This window comes from Leptolyngbya sp. NK1-12 (genome assembly GCF_032598965.1).
GTDB lineage: Bacteria > Cyanobacteriota > Cyanobacteriia > Elainellales > Elainellaceae > Elainella.
The window spans coordinates 5,417,199-5,442,743 of record NZ_CP053586.1 but is presented as its reverse complement, the minus strand read 5'-3'; the positions used below and the strand labels follow the sequence as shown (position 1 = coordinate 5,442,743).

The 25,545-nt window shown below is 49.1% G+C and carries 20 protein-coding genes, 2 pseudogenes and 2 CRISPR repeat arrays; of the genes and pseudogenes, 10 read left to right on the top strand and 12 right to left on the bottom strand.

From position 1 onward, the window contains the following. Positions 1-8: 8 nt before the first annotated feature. Positions 9-302: a CRISPR-associated endonuclease Cas2 gene (cas2, locus tag HJG54_RS23080; RefSeq protein WP_316431600.1), complete on the top strand. Its 294-nt coding sequence runs from the start codon at positions 9-11 to the stop codon at positions 300-302. A 247-nt stretch (positions 303-549) separates the two neighbouring features. Continuing rightward, positions 550-4,069: direct repeats of the CRISPR family, unit length 36 nt; unit sequence GTGAATTAACCTTTGATGCCGTAAGGCGTTGAGCAC. Between the two features lie 52 nt (positions 4,070-4,121). Here cas2 and HJG54_RS23075 read toward each other — a convergent pair. The 5 genes and pseudogenes from HJG54_RS23075 to HJG54_RS23060 form a co-directional block, all read right to left on the bottom strand. Next, positions 4,122-4,667 (bottom strand): IS630 family transposase, encoded by a 546-nt coding sequence (locus HJG54_RS23075; protein WP_316431599.1) that lies wholly within the window; start codon positions 4,665-4,667, stop codon positions 4,122-4,124. Beyond that, positions 4,664-5,182 carry a helix-turn-helix domain-containing protein gene (locus HJG54_RS23070; RefSeq protein ID WP_316431598.1) on the bottom strand — a complete coding sequence of 173 codons (519 nt, stop codon included), beginning with the start codon at positions 5,180-5,182 and terminating at the stop codon, positions 4,664-4,666. Before HJG54_RS23070 ends, HJG54_RS23075 begins: the two co-directional genes overlap by 4 nt. 57 nt (positions 5,183-5,239) lie before the next feature. Next, a CRISPR array of direct repeats spans positions 5,240-5,922; the repeat unit is 36 nt; unit sequence GTGAATTAACCTTTGATGCCGTAAGGCGTTGAGCAC. 58 nt (positions 5,923-5,980) lie between these two features. Then, positions 5,981-6,118: pseudogene (locus HJG54_RS35525) on the bottom strand (IS701 family transposase); the annotation flags it as partial. Between the two features lie 242 nt (positions 6,119-6,360). Then, positions 6,361-8,703 carry a carotenoid oxygenase family protein gene (locus HJG54_RS23065; protein ID WP_316431597.1) on the bottom strand — a complete coding sequence of 781 codons (2,343 nt, stop codon included), beginning with the start codon at positions 8,701-8,703 and terminating at the stop codon, positions 6,361-6,363. Positions 8,704-8,762: 59 nt separating this feature from the next. Beyond that, a complete protein-coding gene (locus HJG54_RS23060; RefSeq protein WP_316431596.1) occupies positions 8,763-12,386 on the bottom strand; it encodes an NB-ARC domain-containing protein in 3,624 nt (1,207 codons plus the stop codon). 535 nt (positions 12,387-12,921) lie between these two features. Between HJG54_RS23060 and HJG54_RS23055 the strand changes: the two genes are divergently transcribed. The 4 genes from HJG54_RS23055 to HJG54_RS23040 all read left to right on the top strand — a co-directional run bounded on the left by HJG54_RS23055 (position 12,922) and on the right by HJG54_RS23040 (position 16,848). Next, positions 12,922-13,164 carry a hypothetical protein gene (locus HJG54_RS23055; protein ID WP_316431595.1) on the top strand — a complete coding sequence of 81 codons (243 nt, stop codon included), beginning with the start codon at positions 12,922-12,924 and terminating at the stop codon, positions 13,162-13,164. Between the two features lie 110 nt (positions 13,165-13,274). Beyond that, entirely contained in the window at positions 13,275-14,447 is a 1,173-nt protein-coding gene (locus HJG54_RS23050) for a pyridoxal phosphate-dependent aminotransferase (RefSeq protein WP_316431594.1), read from the top strand. Positions 14,448-14,520: 73 nt separating this feature from the next. Beyond that, positions 14,521-15,159 carry a Uma2 family endonuclease gene (locus tag HJG54_RS23045; RefSeq protein ID WP_316431593.1) on the top strand — a complete coding sequence of 213 codons (639 nt, stop codon included), beginning with the start codon at positions 14,521-14,523 and terminating at the stop codon, positions 15,157-15,159. A gap of 93 nt (positions 15,160-15,252) precedes the next feature. Further along, the gene (locus HJG54_RS23040; protein WP_316431592.1) at positions 15,253-16,848 is read left to right on the top strand and encodes an Hsp70 family protein; all 1,596 of its coding nucleotides are present in this window, start codon (positions 15,253-15,255) and stop codon (positions 16,846-16,848) included. Here the strand turns inward: HJG54_RS23040 and HJG54_RS23035 are convergent. From HJG54_RS23035 to HJG54_RS23025, 3 genes are read right to left on the bottom strand one after another with little or no spacing between them, the layout of a single operon-like run. Further along, positions 16,845-18,332 (bottom strand): carotenoid oxygenase family protein, encoded by a 1,488-nt coding sequence (locus HJG54_RS23035; RefSeq protein WP_316431591.1) that lies wholly within the window; start codon positions 18,330-18,332, stop codon positions 16,845-16,847. The two genes, HJG54_RS23040 and HJG54_RS23035, sit on opposite strands and share 4 nt — an antisense overlap. Then, on the bottom strand, positions 18,329-18,826 hold the full coding sequence (locus HJG54_RS23030; RefSeq protein WP_316431590.1) for an alpha/beta hydrolase: 498 nt from the start codon (positions 18,824-18,826) through the stop codon (positions 18,329-18,331). The genes HJG54_RS23035 and HJG54_RS23030 overlap by 4 nt, the downstream gene beginning before the upstream one ends. 47 nt (positions 18,827-18,873) lie before the next feature. Further along, on the bottom strand, positions 18,874-19,959 hold the full coding sequence (locus HJG54_RS23025; RefSeq protein WP_316431589.1) for an aromatic ring-hydroxylating dioxygenase subunit alpha: 1,086 nt from the start codon (positions 19,957-19,959) through the stop codon (positions 18,874-18,876). 1,272 nt (positions 19,960-21,231) lie between these two features. On the opposite strand from HJG54_RS23025, the gene HJG54_RS23020 reads away from it, so the two are divergent. The 3 genes and pseudogenes from HJG54_RS23020 (at position 21,232) to HJG54_RS23015 (ending at position 22,603) form a co-directional block, all read left to right on the top strand. Continuing rightward, on the top strand, positions 21,232-22,035 hold the full coding sequence (locus HJG54_RS23020; RefSeq protein WP_316431588.1) for a reverse transcriptase domain-containing protein: 804 nt from the start codon (positions 21,232-21,234) through the stop codon (positions 22,033-22,035). Then, positions 22,035-22,319 (top strand): annotated as a pseudogene (locus HJG54_RS35520) (group II intron maturase-specific domain-containing protein); the annotation flags it as partial. The gene HJG54_RS23020 and the pseudogene HJG54_RS35520, both read left to right, overlap by 1 nt. A gap of 11 nt (positions 22,320-22,330) precedes the next feature. Then, positions 22,331-22,603, top strand: coding sequence for a hypothetical protein (locus HJG54_RS23015; protein WP_316431587.1), 273 nt, complete (start codon positions 22,331-22,333; stop codon positions 22,601-22,603). A 23-nt stretch (positions 22,604-22,626) separates the two neighbouring features. Here the strand turns inward: HJG54_RS23015 and HJG54_RS23010 are convergent, their stop codons facing one another. The 3 genes from HJG54_RS23010 to HJG54_RS23000 form a co-directional block, all read right to left on the bottom strand. Beyond that, a complete protein-coding gene (locus tag HJG54_RS23010) occupies positions 22,627-22,857 on the bottom strand; it encodes a hypothetical protein (protein ID WP_316431586.1) in 231 nt (76 codons plus the stop codon). A gap of 3 nt (positions 22,858-22,860) precedes the next feature. Continuing rightward, positions 22,861-23,334: a type II toxin-antitoxin system VapC family toxin gene (locus HJG54_RS23005; RefSeq protein WP_316431585.1), complete on the bottom strand. Its 474-nt coding sequence runs from the start codon at positions 23,332-23,334 to the stop codon at positions 22,861-22,863. Between the two features lie 92 nt (positions 23,335-23,426). Continuing rightward, the gene (locus HJG54_RS23000; RefSeq protein ID WP_316431584.1) at positions 23,427-23,777 is read right to left on the bottom strand and encodes a hypothetical protein; all 351 of its coding nucleotides are present in this window, start codon (positions 23,775-23,777) and stop codon (positions 23,427-23,429) included. Between the two features lie 230 nt (positions 23,778-24,007). On the opposite strand from HJG54_RS23000, the gene HJG54_RS22995 reads away from it, so the two are divergent. Together HJG54_RS22995 and HJG54_RS22990 are read left to right on the top strand one after the other, a co-directional pair. After that, positions 24,008-24,247, top strand: coding sequence for a UPF0175 family protein (locus HJG54_RS22995; RefSeq protein ID WP_316431583.1), 240 nt, complete (start codon positions 24,008-24,010; stop codon positions 24,245-24,247). Between the two features lie 38 nt (positions 24,248-24,285). Further along, the gene (locus HJG54_RS22990) at positions 24,286-24,735 is read left to right on the top strand and encodes a DUF3368 domain-containing protein (protein WP_316431582.1); all 450 of its coding nucleotides are present in this window, start codon (positions 24,286-24,288) and stop codon (positions 24,733-24,735) included. Positions 24,736-24,745: 10 nt separating this feature from the next. Here the strand turns inward: HJG54_RS22990 and HJG54_RS22985 are convergent, their stop codons facing one another. After that, positions 24,746-25,519 carry a hypothetical protein gene (locus HJG54_RS22985; RefSeq protein WP_316431581.1) on the bottom strand — a complete coding sequence of 258 codons (774 nt, stop codon included), beginning with the start codon at positions 25,517-25,519 and terminating at the stop codon, positions 24,746-24,748. Positions 25,520-25,545: the final 26 nt, after the last annotated feature.

Genomic DNA, 25,545 nt, shown 5'->3' with positions numbered 1-25,545 from the left:
GGTGCTCTATGCCAGAAACTAAAAACTATTACCTGATCTGCTACGATATCCGTGACCCAAAACGCTGGCGACGAGTGTTTAAACTGCTGAAGGGCTATGGTGAAAGTCTGCAATACTCGATCTTCCGCTGCCGCTTGACGACGCGCGACCGGGAAAAGCTACGCTGGGAACTGGAGAAGATTCTCAAGGAGGAGGATAGTCTGCTGATTGCTGGATTGTGCGATCGCTGTGTGCAACGGATTCAAAGCTGCAATCGTCCAGAGAGCTGGGTGATTCCTGAAGACTGCCACCGGATTTTTTGATGCAAGCACCTCTGGATGTTTGCATCAACGGCTCAAGCTCGTCTGAGCAAAGGGTTGCTCTGTCTAGGTTTGAGGAGTTTATAGACCGATGGAGATGCTTGAAGGAGGTGAAAGGCTGATGAATACTGGATCGTGAGGATGGGATTTCGGTTAAAATAAAACAGTAGCTCGTGAAATGATAATGATGCGCCTGAACCTTGAAAATCTACTGTCAAAACTAGACAGAAAGCAAGGTCCAAGACGCGCCGTGAATTAACCTTTGATGCCGTAAGGCGTTGAGCATATTGTCTCATTGCCTGCCTGCTCGGTGCGGGTGACGTGAATTAACCTTTGATGCCGTAAGGCGTTGAGCATAGGTAATTGAACAAACTCGTAATGATATTCCACTGGTGAATTAACCTTTGATGCCGTAAGGCGTTGAGCATCTGGCTCAGATTTTTGATATTGGACTTGGCAATTGTGAATTAACCTTTGATGCCGTAAGGCGTTGAGCATTCTAGCGTGTTTTCGGATTGTGGTTTTTCAAGTGGTGAATTAACCTTTGATGCCGTAAGGCGTTGAGCATAATCTCGTGATCCTTCACAACCTCGACTTGACCCCGTGTGAATTAACCTTTGATGCCGTAAGGCGTTGAGCATACGCACGATCTGCAAAAGATGGGTATTTAATGGGGTGAATTAACCTTTGATGCCGTAAGGCGTTGAGCATATTACGCATTGGGTTAACGAAACAGCAGACAAGCTGTGAATTAACCTTTGATGCCGTAAGGCGTTGAGCATTGTTGATGTTGGACTTTTTAACAAGCAGCTTTGGGTGAATTAACCTTTGATGCCGTAAGGCGTTGAGCATTACCTATAGATCTCAAGAAAAAGAAAACGTGGAAGTGAATTAACCTTTGATGCCGTAAGGCGTTGAGCATTTATTGACCCCTTAGAACTCCCTCCTATTGTTGAAGGTGAATTAACCTTTGATGCCGTAAGGCGTTGAGCATAATATTGCAAACTCACTTGCTCAATTCGGCGTCAAGTGAATTAACCTTTGATGCCGTAAGGCGTTGAGCATTATTTTTGGACGGGGCTTAAAACCTCGTCTAGCGGTGAATTAACCTTTGATGCCGTAAGGCGTTGAGCATCCACGGGCGCGAAACTGCTTTGGCAAAACGTGTATGTGAATTAACCTTTGATGCCGTAAGGCGTTGAGCATATGTTGAGACTCAGCGAGTTTTAAATATTGCAGGAGTGAATTAACCTTTGATGCCGTAAGGCGTTGAGCATAATTACACCAAGTTGGAGCGGGCAGTTTTTAACAAGTGAATTAACCTTTGATGCCGTAAGGCGTTGAGCATTAACCGATACCAAACGGAACGATCAGCCTGTCCCCGTGGTGAATTAACCTTTGATGCCGTAAGGCGTTGAGCATAGAATGCTGGAATTTTCAGTCAGAAAAACGGCAATTGTGAATTAACCTTTGATGCCGTAAGGCGTTGAGCATCCTGACTCAGGGTTATACGGGTTGGCTTGAAGGAGTGAATTAACCTTTGATGCCGTAAGGCGTTGAGCATTTGCTGGCAGCGCAGCGACTCTATAAACCCGAAACGTGAATTAACCTTTGATGCCGTAAGGCGTTGAGCATAAAAGCTCCATATTGGATTTTTGGTCGTCAGAAAAAGTGAATTAACCTTTGATGCCGTAAGGCGTTGAGCATCAACTCAAGGCAGACTACGAGAAGCACTAATCAGGTGAATTAACCTTTGATGCCGTAAGGCGTTGAGCATTTGTACTGCCGTTAGTGCCATAAAGATTACCGGAGTGAATTAACCTTTGATGCCGTAAGGCGTTGAGCATTTTATCAACCAACCTAAGACTTTGGCAATCATAGGGTGAATTAACCTTTGATGCCGTAAGGCGTTGAGCATTTAAGGAGTCGATTAAGTCTGCACTAACAGATCAGGTGAATTAACCTTTGATGCCGTAAGGCGTTGAGCATAGCAGGCCGCAGCGTTTAGTGCCGGAACCATTCCGTGAATTAACCTTTGATGCCGTAAGGCGTTGAGCATATCTCGGCGCTTTATCAGGTGCGTCAGGGTGGCGAGTGAATTAACCTTTGATGCCGTAAGGCGTTGAGCATAGTTGTTGGGCGAAGTGAAGAGCCTGAAAACGAAGGTGAATTAACCTTTGATGCCGTAAGGCGTTGAGCATGATTTCAGCCGATCAACCCCTTTACGACCGCAGGGGTGAATTAACCTTTGATGCCGTAAGGCGTTGAGCATCTGACGCGCATGTTTCGATCGGCAGTCTCGACGGAGTGAATTAACCTTTGATGCCGTAAGGCGTTGAGCATCTCGTGTTATCCTTGGGTACACCGGATCGTTTTTGTGAATTAACCTTTGATGCCGTAAGGCGTTGAGCACGAGTTGGTATATACCCTGTTTAGACAGGTTGTTACGGTGAATTAACCTTTGATGCCGTAAGGCGTTGAGCACTTATAAAAAATCGAGACGCAAGCTCCTGACCATTGCGTGAATTAACCTTTGATGCCGTAAGGCGTTGAGCACGATCAGTCCTGCCATTGGCTTTGCATCCGGCACATTGTGAATTAACCTTTGATGCCGTAAGGCGTTGAGCACATGATCTTTGGAGCAAGTTCTGTGATAATCTATTCGTGAATTAACCTTTGATGCCGTAAGGCGTTGAGCACGCAACTTGGCAGCAAAGGTAAACAACGACTTGATCGGTGAATTAACCTTTGATGCCGTAAGGCGTTGAGCACAATTCTCTTTATTCGCTCCAGGGCATTGCCTACCGTGAATTAACCTTTGATGCCGTAAGGCGTTGAGCACTTTCAGTTTTTCCGGTCGTGCCATGTTTCCCCCGTGTGAATTAACCTTTGATGCCGTAAGGCGTTGAGCACATTTGAGCCAGGTTGCGTCCACATTATTTTATTAAGTGAATTAACCTTTGATGCCGTAAGGCGTTGAGCACTCTACCCAAACCAATAGTACGAAAATTCACACCAGAGTGAATTAACCTTTGATGCCGTAAGGCGTTGAGCACATCGCCGGTGCTAGCCTCAGTAATGCCGAGTACTGGTGAATTAACCTTTGATGCCGTAAGGCGTTGAGCACCAGATGAATTTGGCGGATTATAGGGTAGTTGATCGTGAATTAACCTTTGATGCCGTAAGGCGTTGAGCACAGGTTGTTCGTGTACCTAACAACGGAACATACGAGTGAATTAACCTTTGATGCCGTAAGGCGTTGAGCACTAGCTAGAGCCGTTAAACAATACGCCACTACTCCACGCGTGAATTAACCTTTGATGCCGTAAGGCGTTGAGCACTGTTGGGTAAGTACGTACTGGGAGAGTCCCTAACAGTGAATTAACCTTTGATGCCGTAAGGCGTTGAGCACAATAAAGGTATTCTGCCTGACATCCCAGTACACCCGTGAATTAACCTTTGATGCCGTAAGGCGTTGAGCACCCACTGGGCGAACAAGGCGGAACGGTTCGCGGATGTGAATTAACCTTTGATGCCGTAAGGCGTTGAGCACTGGATTCGCATTGGCTGGATCGCTATTTTGCCAGCGTGAATTAACCTTTGATGCCGTAAGGCGTTGAGCACAACCCCAATCGACGTGAACCGCGACCCATTCCGCCCCTGTGAATTAACCTTTGATGCCGTAAGGCGTTGAGCACATTTCACTGGTATATAGAGACTGGGCTATATTGATTGTGAATTAACCTTTGATGCCGTAAGGCGTTGAGCACGAATCTAACCTAAAATATTAATACGGAATCCGGGTAGTAAAGTGACACTATTTTATGCCTCCTTCCACCAGTGAAATAGCGTGTGCCGACGAATGACTTCCGGCATGGCTGAAAGGATGTTACAACGAGATGCTAAAGCTTCTTCGAGTGCATCCAAGTTCTCAAACTTGCGATTGACTAACGGTTCATCACTCAATTGCCACAAATGCTCGGCCGGTTGTAACTCTGGAGAGTAGGGAGGCAGGAATTCCAGATGAATGCCTTGTGGCACCACAACCTGTTTAGCTCGATGCCACCCAGCTCCATCAATCACCAATAAGATCTGTTTGTTGTCTCCTGCCCCGACTGCTTCGGCAAACTCCTGCAAGGCTCGGTTGAACCAAGCCACACTCACTCTGGGGAGGATAAACCACTGGGTCAATCCACTGTGAGGACAAACGAACGCATACAGGTAGAGCCATTGATAGCGATGATGCACTGTTGCGATTGGGCGTTGTCCTCGTTTCGACCAGACTTTACGAAGAATCGGTTTGAGTCCCAAGCGATGTTCATCAAATGCCCATACTTCAACTTGAGCCGTTGGATACGCTTGTCTCAACTGCTCGACTCGGTGCGGCAAGTTTTTTTAAAGGCAGTTTGAGCCGCCTCATCCGCGTTGGCATGACGAGGACGTGGGCGCTGCCCGCTGTAGTGAAGTCGTTGCAAGTAATCCCATCCTCGCTGCGGGTGAACTTGCGCTCGTCCTGTTTTCTGGGCAATCCACTGTGCCACTTTCGGTCCACTCCATAGCCCACCATCAGCAGGAGGAGATTGCAACGCTTGGTCGAGTTCTGCTTGTTGCGTCGCACTCAAGAGGGCACGACGGGTCATTTGTCGTCCTCGTCGTCGATTCGCAATCGTTTCAACCCCGTCTTGGTTGTATGCGTAAACAACTTTACGAGCGTAAGAATAGCTCACACCCACACTTTCAGCAGCATCGAGGAGATACCATCGTTGTGAAACTAACCATAGTAAGTGCCAGCGTCGCGACTCAACGGGGTCGGTGCTACTTTGGTAGCGAGCTTTGAGTTCCTCGTCACTGAGGTGATTTTTTAGCGTAATTGTGCGTCCCATCCCTTCATTCTATAGTGTTACTCTATAGTCGGATTCCGTATAAAATCTCACCATTTCGGTGAATTAACCTTTGATGCCGTAAGGCGTTGAGCACTGCAAGGAAAGCGATTACCATTGCTAACTCATCATGTGAATTAACCTTTGATGCCGTAAGGCGTTGAGCACAGATGAACCAAGTAGCCCTAGACAATCAACTGCTGGTGAATTAACCTTTGATGCCGTAAGGCGTTGAGCACGCACTAGAGCCGCGAATCGTATCAAACACGTCTAGGGGTGAATTAACCTTTGATGCCGTAAGGCGTTGAGCACCACTGCGGCGGGCCTTCGCCAAGCTGGGCTGGCAGTGAATTAACCTTTGATGCCGTAAGGCGTTGAGCACCTAGGATTGCCGAATCAGAGCAATCACATCCTTCTGGTGTGAATTAACCTTTGATGCCGTAAGGCGTTGAGCACCGGCAAACGACCAAGCGGCCGCTATGAGAGAGCAGGTGAATTAACCTTTGATGCCGTAAGGCGTTGAGCACGGATTTTTGACAGAGTTAACCAGCCAATATAAGAACGTGAATTAACCTTTGATGCCGTAAGGCGTTGAGCACATCATAAAAAAATGGGTAAATTAAAGTCGGCTATTGTGAATTAACCTTTGATGCCGTAAGGCGTTGAGCACCCTCAAATCAGGTGTGCTCACCGGCGACAGGCTCGGTGTGAATTAACCTTTGATGCCGTAAGGCGTTGAGCACAGCCGTGGCAATTGGAATACTATCTGCTCCTGGGCACGTGAATTAACCTTTGATGCCGTAGCGTCTTGCGGGGCAGGGGGGCAACCAAGCCCAGGTGTAGATACTCAAAGGCTTCAAAACTACGGACATCGCTGAACAAGTACTTGTAGGCTCGGCAGTAGTTATCAACGAGGCGAACAGTAGATACAGGGGAGCGTCTACCATCACAACCACCTCATGTGAGGATATTACCCTAATCTTACTCTCGCCAGTGTGATGGATGAGGGATATCATCAAGGCTTACTTGTATATACTGCATGTACCTATTATAGAGATAGAGATGATTCCGAAGAAGGTAAACGCAACGTTAATAGTATCATCAGCGTGAACAAATTGATGCAGCTACCGCGAAGCAAGACCTTGACAGAATCTGGACGCCGAATTCAACTTAGCAGCATTTTATTGATCAGCTGTTGCGGCAGCATCAGTAGTTGAACTGACTAATCCGTTTTCGGAGATAGCAGGCGTAGATCCGTTTGGGGGAATGGCGGAGTAGGCTGAGCTATCGTCAGCGGGTGCTACATCTGCTGATGCAGATTGAGTTGAATGCTTGAGATGCGCGATCAGCTTGGCTTCGCTCGTTTGGGCAACAAAGTGGGGGTAGATAATCGTTTCAAACAGATCTTTGATTCTTTGTTTGCCTCGCGATTCGGCAATTACAACTGCCTCTTGATAATCCTGTTTTACCGATTGTTCCCGCCGATGTAAACGCTCTTGTTCAGAATACCGATAAGTCGCAAATTCATCCGCAGAAAGCCAAGTCGAGTGCAGCGTTGCGCCTAAATTGAGCGGTTGTGCAGGATGGTGCAGTTTACAAATTGGGCCTTGGTGCAGACAACTGGCATCGAAGATCCAGAATTCATCCTGGGGCTGTTCCGGATCGTCTGGATGATCGCTCAGCACCACGCAAACGATGAACCCATGCCGCGAAGCTGGTGTACCCTGGGACTCCACAGTACTGGGTATAAACTGCGGTGAATAGGCCGCATGGCCTTCTGGAAACGCATAGGCATCGGCAATCGTCATGCTGGTGGTATCTAAACACAAAAGTGTCGGCGGAACATCGTGATCGGGCAACTGTTCCAAGGGAATTTCCCGATACTCGCGGTCTCGATAGGCATCATAAATCCGCTGCGGAATCAGTTCCCAAGAGAAACCCCAGCTTGTCCAATAGATATGTTGCACAGTATTCGAATCCGCTTGATCCAATAAATTCCGATGGGTGTAGACCGAAGGTAGCCAGGTATTAGCCCCAGTAGGCAGCGACGAGTTCGGTTCCGATTCATCCAGACCAGCGTCACTCACACTTTCAGACTTCAATAGTGCACCAGTTTCAGGATCAAATTCATAGCGAGCAAACGAACCCAGATCGGTGGTGCCAACTAAGAATCCCTGCAAATCTTTGCGTAGATAATCTTTCCCGGGTTGGCGGGTGACTGGCTGATCAAATTGGTTGATCCATTCGGTTGGATCGAGGCCGTTGTGGTGTCCGACATGGAAAATTAGTTTCTCTGAATCTGCATAGTCAACCGCAAAATGAGATACCGTGCGCGGCAGAGAAATCTTGGTGGCGACTAGCGGCTGGGGCGGCTGATTTGCTTGGCAGCTTGGATACTTGGGATCATCGAGCTGATCGCGGCGGATTAGATAGAAATCTGTGAAAGGAGCAGACTCAAGCAACTGAAGGAATACCGAGTACAACCATTCACCGAGTGGATTTTTAATCCAATGGGAGAGACGATTAAAGCCACGCGACCAAATAAAGCTGAGAATATAGGGCGAAAAGATTTGAGAATATTCTAAACCAAATTGCAGATCGCCTAGAATGATAAACTTCTCGGTAATGCCCATCTGATGCACCGACTGCTTGATCACCACTGGTTGACCATTCGGCAATTGTAAGCGCCAGCGTTCAACCTCGTATTCGGGCTGAGTCTGATCGGCATCTGCAACAGATTTATAGCGAATCAAATCAGTAAACCTGCCCCAATATTCGTTACTATCCATTTTCTCGTCATGTTCGAGCAGGCGTTTGCGCTCCAGCTTGAGCCGATTCATTCCTCCAAAAAATCGATTCAGGACTCTGTTGACTGGAACTTTGAATTTACCGTTATAGCCCGATGAATAGTTGACGATAAACCCTTCATCTGGCTGTTGTCCGCTGTTCGGCTGTTTGGGCGGCACGCAAACCGGATGGGCTGACCCAGAATAGGGCTGAAAGATATTGGAAATTGGCAGCAGTCCACCCAGAATTATGATCCAGTCTTTGGTTGCTCCAATCGGCTCTACAACTTCTAGCGTTTGCGGATCAAGCGTGTAGGGACGACCGGCATCATAGGTGATCAGCAGCCGTCGGTTCATCTTTAGGAACGCGGTATTGAGCTGATTGCGTGAACCCAGGGCTAAACTCATCCGCACTACGCCGCCATCGCGGAAGGCCAGAGATTTGTAGTGTTTGTCATACTGGGTTGCCAGATCGGCATAGTAGCAGGGTGTTTTAGCAATCGCCGTCGTTAATTTAGCCGTTCCATTCTCAAAACTGAGGCGGTAGATCAGGCCATCCCCGTTAGGAAAGGCCCGTTCTCCCCGTTTGGGCTGATCCTCTGGGGGAGGTAGCGGAGCAACGACAAACACATGGCCGTTCAGCCCTGCGGGTAAGGGTTGGTTTGCTTTGGGCACTAGCGTCCAGGTGTCTTCCTGCCGAGATGTCTTGCTGACCGATGTGGGGACAAACGTTTTCATGGTGAATCATCCTACAGGTGAACAGTGTGACAGATGAACAGTGTGAGAGTTGAGCGCAGCTAGGCTCCAATGGTTTGTTCTGTGGGATGGGCTGCGAGCGGATGTTGGCCAGGTAGGTCTACCGCACCCAGAATTTTCAGCGCTACTTGCTGCGCCAAGGTAAGTCCGGTGGCTGCAGTCAGGTTCATGCCTTCATAGAGCTGTTTCGACCGCAGACTGGTGAGGCAATGGCCCTGTTGCCAATCCCAAAGATGAATTATGCCGTCCTCGCCTGCGCTGGCTAATAGACCGCCATCGGGGCTAAAGGCAACGGACCAGACCCAGTTGCTGTGGCCCTTCAGGGTTCTGACATACTCACCGCGCTGCACATCCCAGATTTTTACCGTATGGTCACAGCTAGCGCTCGCTAACCAGCGTCCATCGGGGCTAAAGGCGACGGCTAGAATCCAACCCTGGTGCCCTGTCAGGATTTTGATGCATTGACGAGTGGACAGATCCCAAATCCGAATCGTTTCATCGATGCCACCGGTGGTGAGCAGCGAGCCATCTGGACTGAAAACTGCCGTTCGGCCCCAGTTGACATGCCCTTCCAGATAATAGGACTGGCTGCTATCCTGCAAATTGAGCATGTGAATATTGCGGTTGTTACTGGCAGCGGCCACATAGGTACCATCGGGGCTAAAGGAAATCAATCCGGTTTTCGTCACATACCCCTCCACCACTTGCAAACAGGTACCGCTTTGCCAATCCCAAATCCGGATGGTTTGATCAAAACTACCGCTCGCCAGCGTGCGACCATCGGGGCTAAAGGCCACCGACCAAACGCCGCCATGATGTCCAGTCAGCGTGCGCAGACAGATCCGCCGCTCCAGATCCCACAGCTTGATTGTGTGGTCCTCACCGCAGCTTGCTAAAGTCTTGCCATCTGGACTCAGCGCGATCGACAGCACCGAACTGGTGTGGCCGGCCAGGGTATGCAGACATTGCTCTGAAGGCAGATGCCAAATCCGCACTAGCTGATCCTTACCGCTGCTAATCAATTGCCGACCGCTGGGATCAAATACCACTGAGCGAATACAGTCGCTATGGCCGCGAATCACCTTCAGGCATTTACCATCCTGAACATTCCAAATCCGCACGGTGCCATCTTCGCCGCAGCTCGCCAGCCGTTGCCCATCGGGGTGGAAACTGACCGTCCAGAGTTGTTCGGTATGGCCGCGAATCGTGCGCAAACAGTTGCCCTGCATGTCCCAGATTTTGATCGTGCGGTCTTCACTGCCGCTGGCAATTCGCTGCCCATCCCGACTCAATGCCACCGCCCAAATCCAGCGGCTATGGCCCCGCAGAACCCGCAGACACTGGCCGGTCTGTACTTCCCAGATGCGAATGGTTTGATCAAGGCTACCGCTAACGAGGCGCTCACCATCGGGAGTAAACGAAGCGGGTACGACCCAGTTAGTATGGCCGGTCAACACCCGCAGACATTCGCCGTTCTCAACATCCCACAGCCGAATCGTTTTGTCGGCACCGCTGCTCGCAATCAGGGAACCGTCTGGACTAAATGATGCCGATAGCACCCAATCGGTATGACCGCGCAATTTCCTCAGACAACTGCCCGTTTGCCAATCCCACAAGCGAATTATCTGGTCATCCCCGCCGCTGAGCAAGATTTGTTCATCGGGACTGAAGGCCGCTACGTAAAAGGCACAGTGGGTTTCTGCCACAAGCGTGCGCATACAGTGCCCAGTTTGGGTATCCCAAAGGCGAATCGTGCGATCTTCGCTGGCGCTGACAAGGATTCTGCCGCTAGGGCTAAAGGCAACGCGCCGGACCCAGTTGGTATGGCCCTTGCAGGTTAGCACACACTGCCCATCGGACACGCGCCAAAGATGAATCTCGCCGTTGGCGTTGCTGGTTGCCATCGTTTCACCATCAGGGCTGAACACCACCGCTAGTACGGTACCGAACGTCCGGCTGAACACGGTTTTGTGAAAGGATGCCTGGGTAAAATTGGCCTGATGTAATTTGACTTCCTGCAAATCAGCCTGCCAGACCGCCAGATAGGAACAGTCGATGCGGCTCAGATCGGCTCCTAGTTGCTGCAACAGATTCAGCACATTTCCAGCCAGATAACCGGGCTGTAGGGGTGCTTCTACCCGCTGTTTTTCTAGTAACTGCTTGAGCTGATACTCGATGTTTTTGTGACTGCCGAGGTGGGACAGCAAGCAGTCAATCAAAGGTTGAAGAATCAACGCACTCTGGGCTTGCCGGATGTAGTCTTTCCCCTGCGCTTTTAACAGAGCATGACTGCCGAAGAGCTGGTACCGCTGCTGCTGAATTTCTTGGCAAATTTGCCAAATCAAGCGATTGGTGACATAGTCCATCACCACTGGCTGCAACGACCACTGTTTTTCACTCCGCTCCACCAAACAGCGCCGTCCTAGGGATTGCAGCGCATCCAGGAGCTGTTGCTTCACCGGAACAGCGACAATATCCGCCGCTAATTCTGCATGGGAAACAGGTTCCCGATTCACGGCCAGCCAATACATCACGTCCTGTTCGGCGACGGACAGGCGCTCAAATTGGCGAGTGAGTACATCGTTGATATCGTCGAAATGCAGATAGCCCTGGTGCAGAAATGGCATTAACTCGCTCATATCGCCATCGAACAGTTCCTGCACGCCTGAGGCTAGGATATTCAGCGCTAATGGATTGCCAGCATAGTGAGCGCAGACCGTTTGCAAGTCGGCTTCGCCCGCGCCAAAGCAGCCCTTGCTGTCAAAAATAGCTCGACTGGCGGTAGTCGTCAGGCCCTTGAGCGGAAAAGAGCGGACCGGCGAATTGAGTCCTTCTAATCGGGCCACTTCACGCGGTTTTTCGCGGCTGGTCAAAATCAGGCAGCTTGCATGCTCAGCTTCGCCAATTTTCTGAATCAGCAGGCCATAGTCTTCATAGCCCGGACGGTATGCCCCGGCAGAACTGCCGCTCTGCAACACCGATTCCAGATTATCCAGCACTAGCAGACAGCGATTTTGCCGCAGGTAGTGTAGTACTTGAGCCAGCTTTCCTTCTAGCGTAGTTGGAATCTCAAGCTCCTGGTGATTAGAAATACACTGAAGCATATCCTTCAGGATTTCTTCTAGCGGTGGAGCATTGATCAACGAACGCCAGAAGAGCTTCGAGAAACGAGCTGGGGAATGGTCAGAAGTTTCTACTCCAGGAGATTCTAGAACCGTTTCCGCCAACCGAACCGCCAGGGAGGTTTTACCCATGCCGCCCATGCCAAGAATGCTAATCACGCGGCAGTGGTCCAACCATTGTTGCAGCGTTGCCAATTCCTCAACGCGACCATAGAAGCTCGCCGGGGCAACGGCTTCACCCCAATCCTGTTGAGTAGTATGGTGATGCTGCTGTTGATAACGAGTGAGTGCCTCTCGCAAATTGGTTTTGGTGACTCGTTCACCAAGCGCTTCTGATAACGCCTGCCACAGCTCAGAGCCGGTATTCTTCAAATGTCCCAAACTATAGTAGAAGCCATGCTCTGCCGCTGCATCGATGATCTCCTGATACGAAGCATGATTCCACACGCCCCGAAAAACGGCCTCTTGCACCTCAGTCAGACGATTCTGTCCCAAAATCTCTCGGACTAGCGCCAAGGCAGTTTCAATATTAATTTCTTTCATTAAGTGACGGACTCCAGCCGTATGGGGGTAAATGTTGCTGCGGAAGGGGGGATTTCCTACAAACCTAAACACTAAAATCTGGACCTATAGACGTAGACACACAGAAAATTCACATATTCCGGAATTGGTAACACTCCTCTATTTCATCTCTTCAGCCAAAATAGAGCGCTTCCCCCTAAACCTGACTTTTTGCCTGACTTTAAGCTGACTTTACAGTGAGGGGGTCAGGAGTTGGGGGTCAGGGGTTGGGGGTCGGGGGTCAGAAGTCAGAAGTCGGGGGTCAGAAGTCAGGTTCAAACCTGCCTGAACAGAAAGTCAGGGAAAGGTCAGGAATCGCTAGCGATATACGGAATGAGCGGTAAATGAAACGTATCTCTGATTAGATGAGAACGGTAAACGTACAGTGCCAATTAAGTGCAATCCAGAGCAGCACAGCTCCACCAATTTACAGCTAAATATCACCCAATTTCTTCCCTTCATAGTATTCAATATTCATCCCTTGTTGCAAGCTCTACCCCAGATCGAGGCAAAACTTATGAAACCGTCACTTCTGCTTTCCACCCTATTTTTGCTCTCTCAACCATCTCTAATCACCACCAATGCTCCAACTGATCCTGATCGGCATCCGATGCAGTTGATGGCTCAAGCGCCCCAACCCGTTCGATTCATTCGCTCGATTCAGCTAGAATCACCCCGATCTTCTGCTCAGGTGAATTTAACCGCTGAGTTGGTGCAGCCTAAACCAATCCAGCCCATCCGCCGGATTGAGTTGGGGTAAAGGCATTTTGGGATCTAGCCAATAATTGATTGAGCTGCTGACTAATGATGGATTAATTTGCTCAAATAATGTAGTAGGATGGTCGGCACTGGACGCGATCGGGAGGAAGCATGACAAATCGCGAATCATTGCGGATGCAGGCTGTGCAATCACCGATCATTCCAGTGGTTGGAAATTTGATTAAACAGAATCCGGGCACCATTTCGCTGGGGCAAGGCGTCGTGTCCTATGGCCCTCCACCCGAAGCAATTGCCCAAATTAATCGCTTTCTTGCAAAGCCTGAGCATCATAAATATCAAGCGGTAGTTGGCATCCCAGATCTTGTGCATGCGATTGAAACAAAGCTGAAAACAGAAAATAACATTGCAGTAGATGAAGGTAGCCAAGTTGTAGTGACCGCAGGCAGCAATATGGGATTTGTCAATGCAGTCATGGCAATTACCGATCCTGGCGATGAAATAATTCTGCAAAAGCCCTTCTACTTTAATCACGAAATGGCGGTACAAATGGCTGACTGTCATCCAGTTGTGGTTGCCACCGACGAGCAATACCAACTGCGACTAGAGGCAATTCAAGCCGCCATTACTCCCAAAACTTGCGCGATTGTCACGGTCTCTCCCAACAATCCCACCGGCGTTGTGTATCCAGAGGCTGATTTGCGAGCGGTGAACGATCTGTGTCGAAGGCAGGGACTCTATCACATTCACGATGAGGCCTACGAATATTTTACCTACGATGGTGTGTCCCCTTTCTCTCCTGGTTCGATTCCTGGCAGTAATGCCCATACCATTTCGCTGTTTTCCCTCTCCAAAGCCTATGGATTTGCGAGCTGGCGGATTGGCTATATGGTGCTGCCAGCCCAGCTCCTTACATCCGTCGAGAAAATTCAAGATACGATTGTGATCTGTGCGTCAGTCATTTCTCAGTACGCGGCGGTAGGAGCGTTGCAGGCGGGTGTAGACTATTGCCGTCGTCATCTGGAAACACTGGCTCAGGTGCGGCAGATCAGTCTAGAGCAACTAGCAGATATTCGGGATATTTGCCTGATTCCGCCTGCCAAGGGGGCGTTTTATTTTCTGCTGAAGGTGCATACTCAGCTCAATGCGTTTGAACTGGTAGAACGGTTGATCCGTGAGCACAAGGTCGCGGTGATTCCCGGTACAACCTTTGGCATGGAACAGGGCTGTTACCTGCGGGTGGCCTACGGAGCATTACAGCCCAATACGGTAGCTGAAGGCATGGGACGATTGGTGCAAGGACTGAGAGCGATTGCTACACTGTAAGCCAACTCGATTTCTCGATATTTCTCGATCCAGCTGCTGGTGATCATGAACTTGTGATAGTGAAGTTGATGCGATGAACGAGCTACAAACCACTCTGCCGACTGATACCTGGGTCCAGGCCACCTGGGAGGAATATCTCCAGCAGGTAGAGCAACCGGGTTACGAGAAGGCAAAGGGTTACTATTTAGACGGGTGGATGAGGATTGAGATGCTGCCAGTTGGATTCGACCACGGAAGAGACCATGGCACGATTAGCTTTGGCGTCTACTTGTTTTCGGTTCTCAAAGGCATTCCGCTGACGGTGCTAGATAATTGTTCGTTTCGCAAGCAGGGCAAGCAGGAGTTTCAGCCGGATTTAGCGTACTACATTGGGGCGCGAGCAAAATTGATTCCGAATGGGACTAATATTGTCGATCTAGACTGCTATGGTCCGCCGGATTTAGTGATTGAAATTGGCAAAACCACGATTGTCGATGACCGTACCGTCAAGCGAACCCTATATGAAGAAGCCGGAGTTGCCGAATATTGGGCCGTGGATGTGGAGCAGATGATTATTTACGCCTTTGAGATGATTGAACGCGGCAGTCGGCGGATCGACCAATCGAAGCTATTGCCTGGATTGACAATGGATGTTCTGGAACAGGCACTGCGGCTCAGCCGAGAACAGGATCAGTCGCAGGTCGGCAATTGGCTGATGACTCAGTCCCGCTGAGCTTGGCTCGCCAGGACAAATTCGTATTCACTGTTTCCTTTCACTGCAACAATAGGAAAGGCACTGTTCGGATTGTTGGCTGTCTGAAAGGTTATGGTTTACGCAGTTGATTTTGGTACTAGTAACACGGTCGTTGTTCGCTGGAATGCCGTTACCCAGGAAGCAGAAACCTTGGCCCTGCCGGGATTATCACAAAAGCTGGGCGACAATCCGCCGCTGATTCCCAGCCTGATTTATGTGGAAGATGCGACGCTCAGCGAAGTGGTGGCCGGACAGGCCGTGCGCGACCGCGGCTTAGATTTGAGCAGCAATCCGCGCTTTTTCCGCAACTTTAAGCGTGGCATCGGGGCCGATATCCAGGGCTTTTTACCCGATCTGGATGGACGCACCGTGAGCTTTGAACAGGCCGGACAGTGGTTTCTAGCAACGGTGTTGCAGCAACTCCAGGCCACCCACAATGATGTCGATTCGATTGTCTTTACGGTGCCGGTGGATAGCTTTGAAGCCTATCGCAACTGGCTGACCCAAGCCTGCTACTCGCTCAACGTCAACGAAGTGCGTTTGCTGGATGAACCGACCGCAGCAGCACTGGGCTATGGCTTAACGACGCAGGGCAATATCCTGGTGATTGATTTTGGCGGCGGTACGCTTGATCTGTCTTTGGTGCGGTTAGAGGGCGACCGGCAAGCCAAGACCAAGCCCGTCGGCTTTTTGCTCAAGTGGGGCCAGCGGGTATTGGAAGAATCGGCTCAGCGGCCCAAACTGGCGCGGGTGTTAGCCAAAGCTGGACAAAATCTGGGCGGAGCCGATATTGACCACTGGCTGCTCGAACACTTTGCTGCCACCCAGGGATTGGCCGTGTCGCCCTTGACGCTCCGCCTTGCTGAACGGTTGAAAATCCAGCTCTCGCAACAACTCGAAGCCACCGAAGTCTACTTCAACGACGAAACCCTAGACAGCTACGAACTGCACCTCAATCGAGACCAATTTGACGAGCTGTTACGCCAGCATCAGTTTTTCGAGCGCTTGGATGCCTCGATGACTCAGGTGTTGCAGCAGGCTCAGCGGCAGGGACTCACCTCTGACGAGATCGATGCCGTGCTGCTGGTGGGAGGCACCGCTCAGATTCCGGCAGTCCGAACCTGGATCAACCAGTATTTCCCCGAAGAAAAGATCCGAGCCGAAAAACCATTTGAGGCGATTGCCCAAGGCGCGCTTCAGCTCAATCGCGGCATCGAAATCAAGGATTTTCTCTATCACAGCTATGGCATCCGCTATTGGGACCGGCGCAACAACTGCCACAATTGGCATCCGCTAATTAAAGAAGGCCAGCCCTATCCGATGCCAGAACCGGTGGCGCTGATCCTGGGTGCCTCGACCGAAAACCAGCCTAGCATCGAGTTGGTAATTGGCGAACTCGGCACCGAAACCAGCAGCACCGAGGTTTATTTTGATGGCGACCGTCTTGTTACTCGTGCACTGGCCGGCGGACAAACTGCCGTGAAACCCTTGAACGATCAGGGCAATGCCAAAACAATTGCCCAACTTACGCCTCCAGGCTATCCAGGCGCTGATCGGATCAAGGTGCTGTTTCGTGTGGATGAATCCCGCTTTCTCCGCATCACGGTCGAAGACATGCTGACTCTGCGCACTCTGATCAATGATCGGCCTGTGGTGCAGTTGAGTTAAGCTGCTTCACCGGCGACAATCCAACTCCCATGCGTTCCCATCGGTACCCGTACCGGCAGGTGGATCTGGGCAAGCGGTGCGGCAGTAAAGTTAGCGGCATCTAAAATTAGCAGATCGCTGGTTTGGGTCATTTCATTGAACACCCAGGTCAGAACGTAATGGTCTGTCGCAGATGTAGCGTTGGATTTGGGCACAACCGTTGCTTCGCCGCAGTAGCATCCGGGCTGTAGGCGGTGCACCTGACTGGTTTGGTTCACCAGATCATATTGAATCAATTCAGGAAAGTAATTGGGGATAGCCTTTTGGGCAATCAGTTCTAAATCCATATGGGGCATGTAGCCGAATCGATAGGGTTTCCCGGTTTGTTGCCGATCCAGACTAGGGAAATCTACGTTGCGGTCGTCCAGGGCCTGATGGGTAATCGTTCGATCGTCCAGGTTGATCGTTAGGCGCTGGAACTGAGATCTATTACTCAAAATAGCTGACAATGTATTTTCAAGTATCATCTGAGGATAGTAGGCACAGTCAACTACAAGTGTCCCATTTTGTTCAAATGCGTTCATGAAATGCCAGACCCAAAACGCTTCGGTTTCTATCCAGATCGGTTGCCGGTCTAAGTCGTGACGGTAAATCAAACCAATTCTGGCTCCCTGCTCTGGTTGCCAAACTAAGGGAATTCCAGTGCGCATGGCCTGCTGAAAATCAAACACTAAGGGGCAATGGCAAAAAATGGCGTAATTGTCGCTGAGGGCCATATCGTGTAGCAGCGCCGGTTGAGGTAGCTCAATTCCTGTTGTGCGAGTAATTTCTCCGGCAGCGTTCGCGACATAGTATGTTAAATAGGGTTCAGTAAAAAAAGAGTAACGGTAAAAGTGAAGTTCTCCAGTGTCTATATCCAGCTTAGGGTGGGCAGTCATTGCCTGTTCAAGTTTACCGTTAAAACTCCATTCACCGATAGTTTCTAAATCGCGTGACACTTCGTAGGGCAATCCGGTTTCGTAGAGCGCCAATAATTTACCGGCATGGGCGATGATATGGGTATTGGCGTAATTGCGGAATCGCAGCTCTGGTAAGGCTTGCTTAGCCTGCATCTCATAGGTTAAGCCTTTGGTCAAAATCCAGCGATTGCGGTATTTGGCTTTACCGGCCTCAAAATAAACTGCATGCAGCATGCCGTCGCCTTCTAGGGGATAGGCATAGGCAATGGGCTGGAACATGGGATTCGGGCCATTGCGAACGTACATGCCAGCTAAATCGGGCGGAATTTCTCCCGTTACTGGCAGGTTATCCAGATCCACTTCTTGAAACACCGGCGCGTTGATGCCCTGCAAAAACAGATCACGACTCGCCCAGCTCGGATAGGTTCTGTGAATTTGGCTACTGTGAAGCAGATGGTGGTTCTGAGACCACGCCTCTGCTTGGCGCGATAGATAAGTCAACGCCGCAACAGAAACAGTCGTTGTGAGAAAATCTCGGCGTTTCATGGCATTACAGGAAATCGCTGCATAGCTCGTTCCACATCAATCCGGATATCGGTGGGGAAGTGGTGAATCACATCCATCATGGTCCAATCACCCGGCTCGGCTGCCGCCAACACCAAAGCGCTGCGAATTGCATAAAAGCCATTCAACCCAGAAGGGGTGTTAATCACTTCACCCAATCCCTGAAGAAAATCCACGACTACTGGGATTTCGGTCATGCGATAAACGGCAACTTCATCCATTTTATAGGGCTGCTGCAAGGCTTGGCGGAGCTGCTGGCGGGTGTTTTGATCCAACTGACTGGTATAGCGAGCCAATTCGGGGGTTATTTCTCCCGTATGCACAAAAGTTACTAATGATTCCACCGATAGTGAAAACAGCAGCGGACCATACTTGAGATAGATGCGCTCGGCACCTTGGGCTGGAGTTGTTGTAAGCAGCACAATCAACGTTCCGATCAAGCTTCCTACTCCGAGCCGTATGGCATCTCCTAGCATCGCCTCAATTTCCTAATTTATCTTGCTAGCTGATTTTTTGCTGTTCCCTATTCTGTTGCGATTTCGTAAGCTTTGGCTACTTGGTGACGTATCAAGCGCTGTACAGCAGGAATCGCTCGATTCAGTTCATAGTTGCGCTGATGGGGGTTGTTCAAATACGCCTGCTGTTCTTCTTCGATCATCTGCACATCCTGTTTTACCAAGCCATCTAACATGCGTTGAGCCGAGCCAAACAGGCGATTTTTCAGGAATCGCCGAAAGGCAATTGGCATGCGGTGCAGGTTATCGAAGGCATTCAACGAAGTGAAATGCACCAGGTAGGCGCGTGTCGCGGTGGCATGGATAGGACATACCAGACAATAAATCTTGAAATCCTGACCGAGCGTTGCCATCCAGTGAGGATAGGCATAGCTAACATGCAGCGGTTCGGGATGAAGTTGCCGCAGGGCCGGGAAAAAGAGCTGAGCAATCGACCAAATGTGATCAATCCGGTAATAGCTTTGCGCCTGATAATAGGCATCTACTCGATTGTCAGTTTCAGACAAATCTTGCAGGACTGGATTGGCCCATGCCTGATGTTCTTCATGCAGATGGCCATGGTACATGTCCATTAAATTTTCGATTAAAAACGAGTAGTGCGCTTCACATTCAATCACCGAGACGGTGGCAATGTAATTCAAATGGTCCCACTCTGGTACGCCTAAGAGCGGCACCCATTGCGCTTGTGCCGCGTCGCCAGGGAACAACCAAATAAACCCATCCTGTTCTTTGAGAGGATACGACTGCAATTGACAGTTGGGCAACTTTTGCTGCTGGCTCAAATAGGGGACCGCCACACAGCGACCCGTGCCGTCAAAACACCAGCCATGATAGGCGCACTCCAATCGGTCGCCAATCACCTTGCCATGACTCAGTTTTACCTGCCGATGCGGGCAGCGGTCCTCTACAGCCTGCACTTGACCATTGCGATCCCGAAACAGCACGATGGGCTGCTGCCACAGCGTGATGCCGTAGGGTTGAGTGTTAACCTCTGCACTGCGAGCGACCACATACCAGCAGTGGGGATTGATTTCCAGGGAACGAACATCCCCTAAAGCTATTTCTGTTGCAGGGAGAGGTGGGATTTGCTGCATGCTCAGTCTTCCAAACTGCCAATGGCGAGTATACAGTAGCCAATATACACCTTCAACTCGGGAAAATGCATCTGCTCTAAGCTAGACGAGCTAATTGCCAGCTGTCATGCAATCCCATGCCATGTTCGGGAAGGACAACACTACAGGAAACTGTTTTGTAGATGAAACGCTTTCACTTAGAAAGAAACTGTAGTGCATCCCTAAAACTGGACAGAGAGGAGAGAGTAAAGTTGAGTCCAAGTGAGGGAGCAAAGCTATGGCAGCCAAACAGCGCAAATACACTGCTATTTCGAGGAGCCGTATCAGGAGATTGAAAAATTTCTGGATGATGTATACACAAAGAAGAGAATCCATTCTTCATTGGGTTATCTAGAACCAATGGAGTTTGAGAACCAGTGGAAGGAACAACAAAAAGAAGGAAAAGAGACAGTAGCTGAGTAAATTGATGTATGATTGTGAGAACACATTGTTTTGACTAAAACTGGCTTTTTAGATGTCTAGTTTTAGCATATCTGTCGCATGAGACCGTACCTTAAGTTTATGCCGTAATTCCTGTTTGTGCGTTCGGCTTTGCCGTCTCGAAGAGAATCGCCTCCTGTGACTTTCAAAGCAATGCCACACAGACAACCTTCGAAGTAGATTAGCTTTTGATGCCTACAGATAGCCTTGCTGTACCACCCCTACCAAGATATGAAGCAGCCCAACGTTGCCCATCACCCGCCGCAGATCACCTCTGCGTCATAGCCGACAACTCTCGGCGGTCGGTGTGCATGGGTGTTGTGTACGCCCAGCATGGGCGTGATCTGATGGGGTGAAAGTCCCCTGTGGTGGAACCAGCGTCCAAATGAACCCCAAAGTTCCGAGTGACGATACCCACTAGCTTAAGGCAAAGGCGTTCCCGTGAGGGAAGGTCTGGAGGAAGCCAGCAGCAAACCGACGAGCCGACGAACAGAAACGTCATAGAAGGCGAAGACCCCTGGGTGAGTTGGCACAACACAACGAAACCCTCGGTTCAAGGGGCATCGTAAATGACGCGGTTGCGGCGGGAGAGATCACGTTCTTATCTGGGGAGGTCTGTACGGTTGCGGTCAAGTTGGTGATGGGAGTCTGACTGAGGTCTCGCGGGAAACGGCGAGGGAGCCACAGAACCCTAAAGCCATCAAGACAGCGCCCTTGAGAGTAATTTCAAGGGTTCACCGTCCAGAAGTCAGCAGAGTCCATAGTAGTTCTCACAGAACGAAGGGACGAACATGAACGAACTAAGGAGGAGCCATGAACAACTCAGACTCGTCGATGAACCCGGATGGGGGAGATAGGGTTTGGCGTGCTGACAGAGAGCCAGCCTTAGACAACCTGATGGCGCGCATCTTAGAGCCAGGCAATGTTCAGAAAGCCTGGCAACGAGTGAAGTCTAACCAAGGCGCACCCGGCAGTGACGGGATGACCTTAGCAGACTTTCCTGCCTATGCCCGCGAGCATTGGAGTGAGATTCGCCAATCCTTACTCGATGGCAGCTACCAACCGCGCCCCGTGCCTCGGGTGGTCATTCCCAAGCCCAAAGGCAAGGGAGAGCGCAAGTTGGGGGTTCCTTGTGTCGTAGACCGAGTGATCCAACAAGCCATCTTACAAGTGCTCACGCCCATCTTTGACCCAGAGTTCTCTGAGTCTAGTTTTGGCAGCCGTCTGAATCGTTCGGCTCATGGAGCCATCCAACAGGTGAAAACGATTGTGAAAACCGGGTATCGCATTGGGGTGGATTTGGATCTAGAGAAATTCTTCGATACCGTGAACCATGATCTCCTGAGGTCCCGCGTTGCCCGTAAAGTAACTGATAAAGTGCTTTTGCGGCTCATTGGTCGCTACCTGCGAGCCGGGGTTCTGGTGGGGAGCACGATTGAACCAACCGACTGGGGAACGCCACAAGGTTCCCCGCTGTCCCCCTTGTTGTCCAATATCCTGTTGGATGCTTTGGACAAGGAGCTAGAAGCCAGAGGACATCGCTTTGTTCGCTATGTGGACGACCTGTGGACGACCTGGTTATCCTTGTCAAAAGCCGACAAGCAGGGCGACGAGTGATGGCAAAGATTAGCCGTTACTTGACCCAAAAGCTGAAGCTCAAAGTGAATCGGGAAAAGAGTCGAGTGGTGAAAATCGAAGATTTGAACTATCTCGGTTTTACCTTCCGAGGGATTCGTCTCTTCGTATCCCAGCAAGCGCTAGACAACTTCAAACACCGACTGCGTGGACTTACATCGCGCAGTTGGGGAGTCTCAATGGCAGAGCGATTCTTGCGCTTGAACCGATACTTACAAGGGTGGATGAACTACGTTGGTATTTCCCAACATTACAGTCCAATCGAAGAGCTAGATGGGTGGTTAAGGCGACGGATACGGATGTGTTATTGGAAACAGACTTCGGCGAGCGCTCAGTCGAGCCGTGGCGCAGACCGAGAACGCGCATTGCCAATTTGCTCAAGCTTGGGACAACCAAGCGTCACGCAATTTTGACGGGCATTAGTCGTAAAGGCTATTGGCGGTTGTCAAAGACGTTAGCGACGCAAACGGGAATGACCAACGAGTGGTTGGAACAGCAGGGATTGTTATCGATTCGCAAGCTCTGGATGAAAGTTCAGGGCTACGCTTAGCTGTCAGTGTTGTTTGCGCGTCTTCATGAACCGCCCATTGCGGACCCCCATGATGGGTGGTGTGGGAGGGGAGAGTTAAATGCTCTCCTCGACCCGATTAGACCGCGCCTCGGCGGCAAACTGACAACTTCTCTTCCACCTTCTGACTGTCTTTTTTGCCAGTCTGCAAACATGGCATCCAAGTCGTAATTAAAAGACTTGGCGTGTTCTTCACGGATTTTATGAATTTCATCAAGAATTTCATCTTGCCACATCGCTCAATCTCCTAACAGTTCGTAGGGCGTGCAAATTACAGGTAACTGGTATCCGAAATCAAAGCTAATCTCTTCAAGTTTCCTTTGAATCTGTGCGTTTGCAATATGCTTACAATTCCAGGTTAACAGGTAATCCAAGCCGTGGATGGTGGCAGCAGCAATATGAACCGCATCATCAGAAGCCTTGGGAGGAAGATTGCTACGAGAGAGAAATTGGGCTGCTAGATTTTGTACGGATTGATTGAGTTCAACCAAGGGGACTCCACTGAAGATTTCTAGACGATCAGCGGCAATCTCAGGATCTCCTCGTGACACCTCATCCAAAACAACTTTTGAAATATAAAGTGTGAAAGCGCTACGACGAGACTCCCACCAATCTCTGGTTATCTCAATATTCGCTGCCAAAATTAAATTCTTGGTTGATCTCGCAGTGAGGTAGCCCAAGATACTGGTCTCAATGTAGACAGTTTCACTCATATGAATAGGGATTGTTAGCCTTTCATTCTAGGCAAATTATCCATCTTAAAGGCTAATTTTTCCATCACCAGAGCAGCTATGGAGCCTTACTATCATGAAGCACACTCAGCATAATCGCGAAGTTCCCCAATATTATAGAGTACCTGTTGATATGCACTGTTTTGTGGCAATAATGCCCCCTGGTTAATCAAATCCTGCAAGTTAGCAATATGCAAGATTGTAATAGTACAAGCGTTGCCTTTAGCTCCAATACAGGAAATTTCATCTCGCAAACCATAGCACATAGTATCGATAGTATTTTTATTTACCATCAGATCTTGGTTGATGGCATACAGGATCTGCTCAACGCCTGAGTTTTGCGCTTGAACAGAACTGGGCGCAAGAGTTAGTAGGCCAACAAGCGGGGTGGCAAGCAATACAGTTTTGGCAAATTTTATATACATCAGTTTGTGTCTCCAAGTAATGTTGTGCGTCTACCAGCAACTTAGCGGTCTAACGGTGAAGTTGTGCGGCGGCAGACAAGCTTGAACTCTCACCGATAACCTCTGTACCGTCCGCACCAACGCAGTATTATGCCGCGCCGCCACAAGAGCTAGAACTGCCAGGAGCTTAACCTGTTTTTACTTTGGCTGCTACGATCTAGGCAGAAGATTTAAGAGTTGGAGGGAGAAGCATGAGTTTGGTGATTTCAGACGATCTAGTAAGAGCCAGTGGCTTTTCAGAAAACGAGCTATTTCTGGAAATTGTGCTTATGCTGTTTCGACAAGACAAAATTAGTTTGGGAAAAGCGAGTGAGTTAGTAGGACTGCATCGGATGCAGTTTCAAAAACTGCTAGCAGATCGAGGTATCTGTGTTCATTATGATGTCGCTGAGTTTCAAGACGATCTCAATACTCTACAGGATGCGAACTAGCGGTGATCATAGTAAGTAATACCTCACCCATTTCAAATTTGGCAAAAGTTGGACAATTAAGTTTAATGCAAAAAGTCTATGGAAGAATTTTGATTCCATATGCGGTGCGTGAAGAATTACTGGATGAAAGAGCCGGAGAAACTGTGGTTACAGCAGTTCAATCAGCAACTTGGCTGGAAATTCATTCAGTACAAAATCAACAATTGGTTTCTGAGTTAAGAACCCGCGTTAATATCGGTGAAGCGGAGGCAATTGCACTTGCTGTTGAAGTGGGAGCAAGCCGATTATTAATCGACGAGCGTTTGGGTAGACAAGCCGCGAAAGATTTTGGTCTAAAGATTACTGGTGTTTTGGGAATTCTGCTGTTAGCAAAACGCCAAAATTTAATCAAGACAGTTAAACTTATAATGGATGATTTGACAAGTCAAGCAAATTTCCGAATCAGCAAACAACTCTATGAATATATTTTGAATGAAGCAGACGAGTAAATTATCAAATTCAAACGATTAATTCGAGACTGATATTTTTCTCGACATGAATAATTCCTTTGGGAAGAAGTGTACAAAAACCATTTTCGTAATGAATTAGAGCCTCATCATCTAATACTTTTAAGATTTCAGTTCGGTATCTACTGGCGTTTGAATATTTAATCCATTTGATCAAGTCCGCATCACTAACCTTATCTGGTTGTTTGTAATACAGAATAAGTAAAGTCTTTTGATCAGCTTTGAGCTTTGTGTTTTGAACCCGTACAAAGCTTCCAACCTCTACTATTACAGGAATTTTAGCTTCATTAATACTTTCAACAATTTTTCTTGCTTCATCAATGCTATTTGTATGGTAATTACGAATAAGTTCAATTAAAATCCAGTCTGCGGAATGAGAGACAAGCAGAGAATCAGAATAATTAGGATTCACTTCTCCACCAACATGAGCAACGTTTCTTTTGTTTCTAATATCAAGAAGAACTCTTGTAAGTTGAGGAATGAAAAATCGAACACCTTCTGGCAAGCCAGTATTATTAGAAATACGATTTATAATATTTTGTGTATTTAACTGTTTTCCAAAAGGAGTATAGTTACCTGTATCTAAGAACTCGATTAAACGCAAAACACATTCACTGAATCGGGCAGCATTTAGTTCTGCTGGTTGAAATTTTCTTAGGAAAAACTGTTGCTTAATATGTTGGTACTCATTAAGTAGTTCAGTTATGATATCTTTTGGAAGCTGCGCTGACAAAGCTGACTCGATTTGAGATTTTTGAACACTCATTTTCAATCTTTGTGCGGATTGTACGA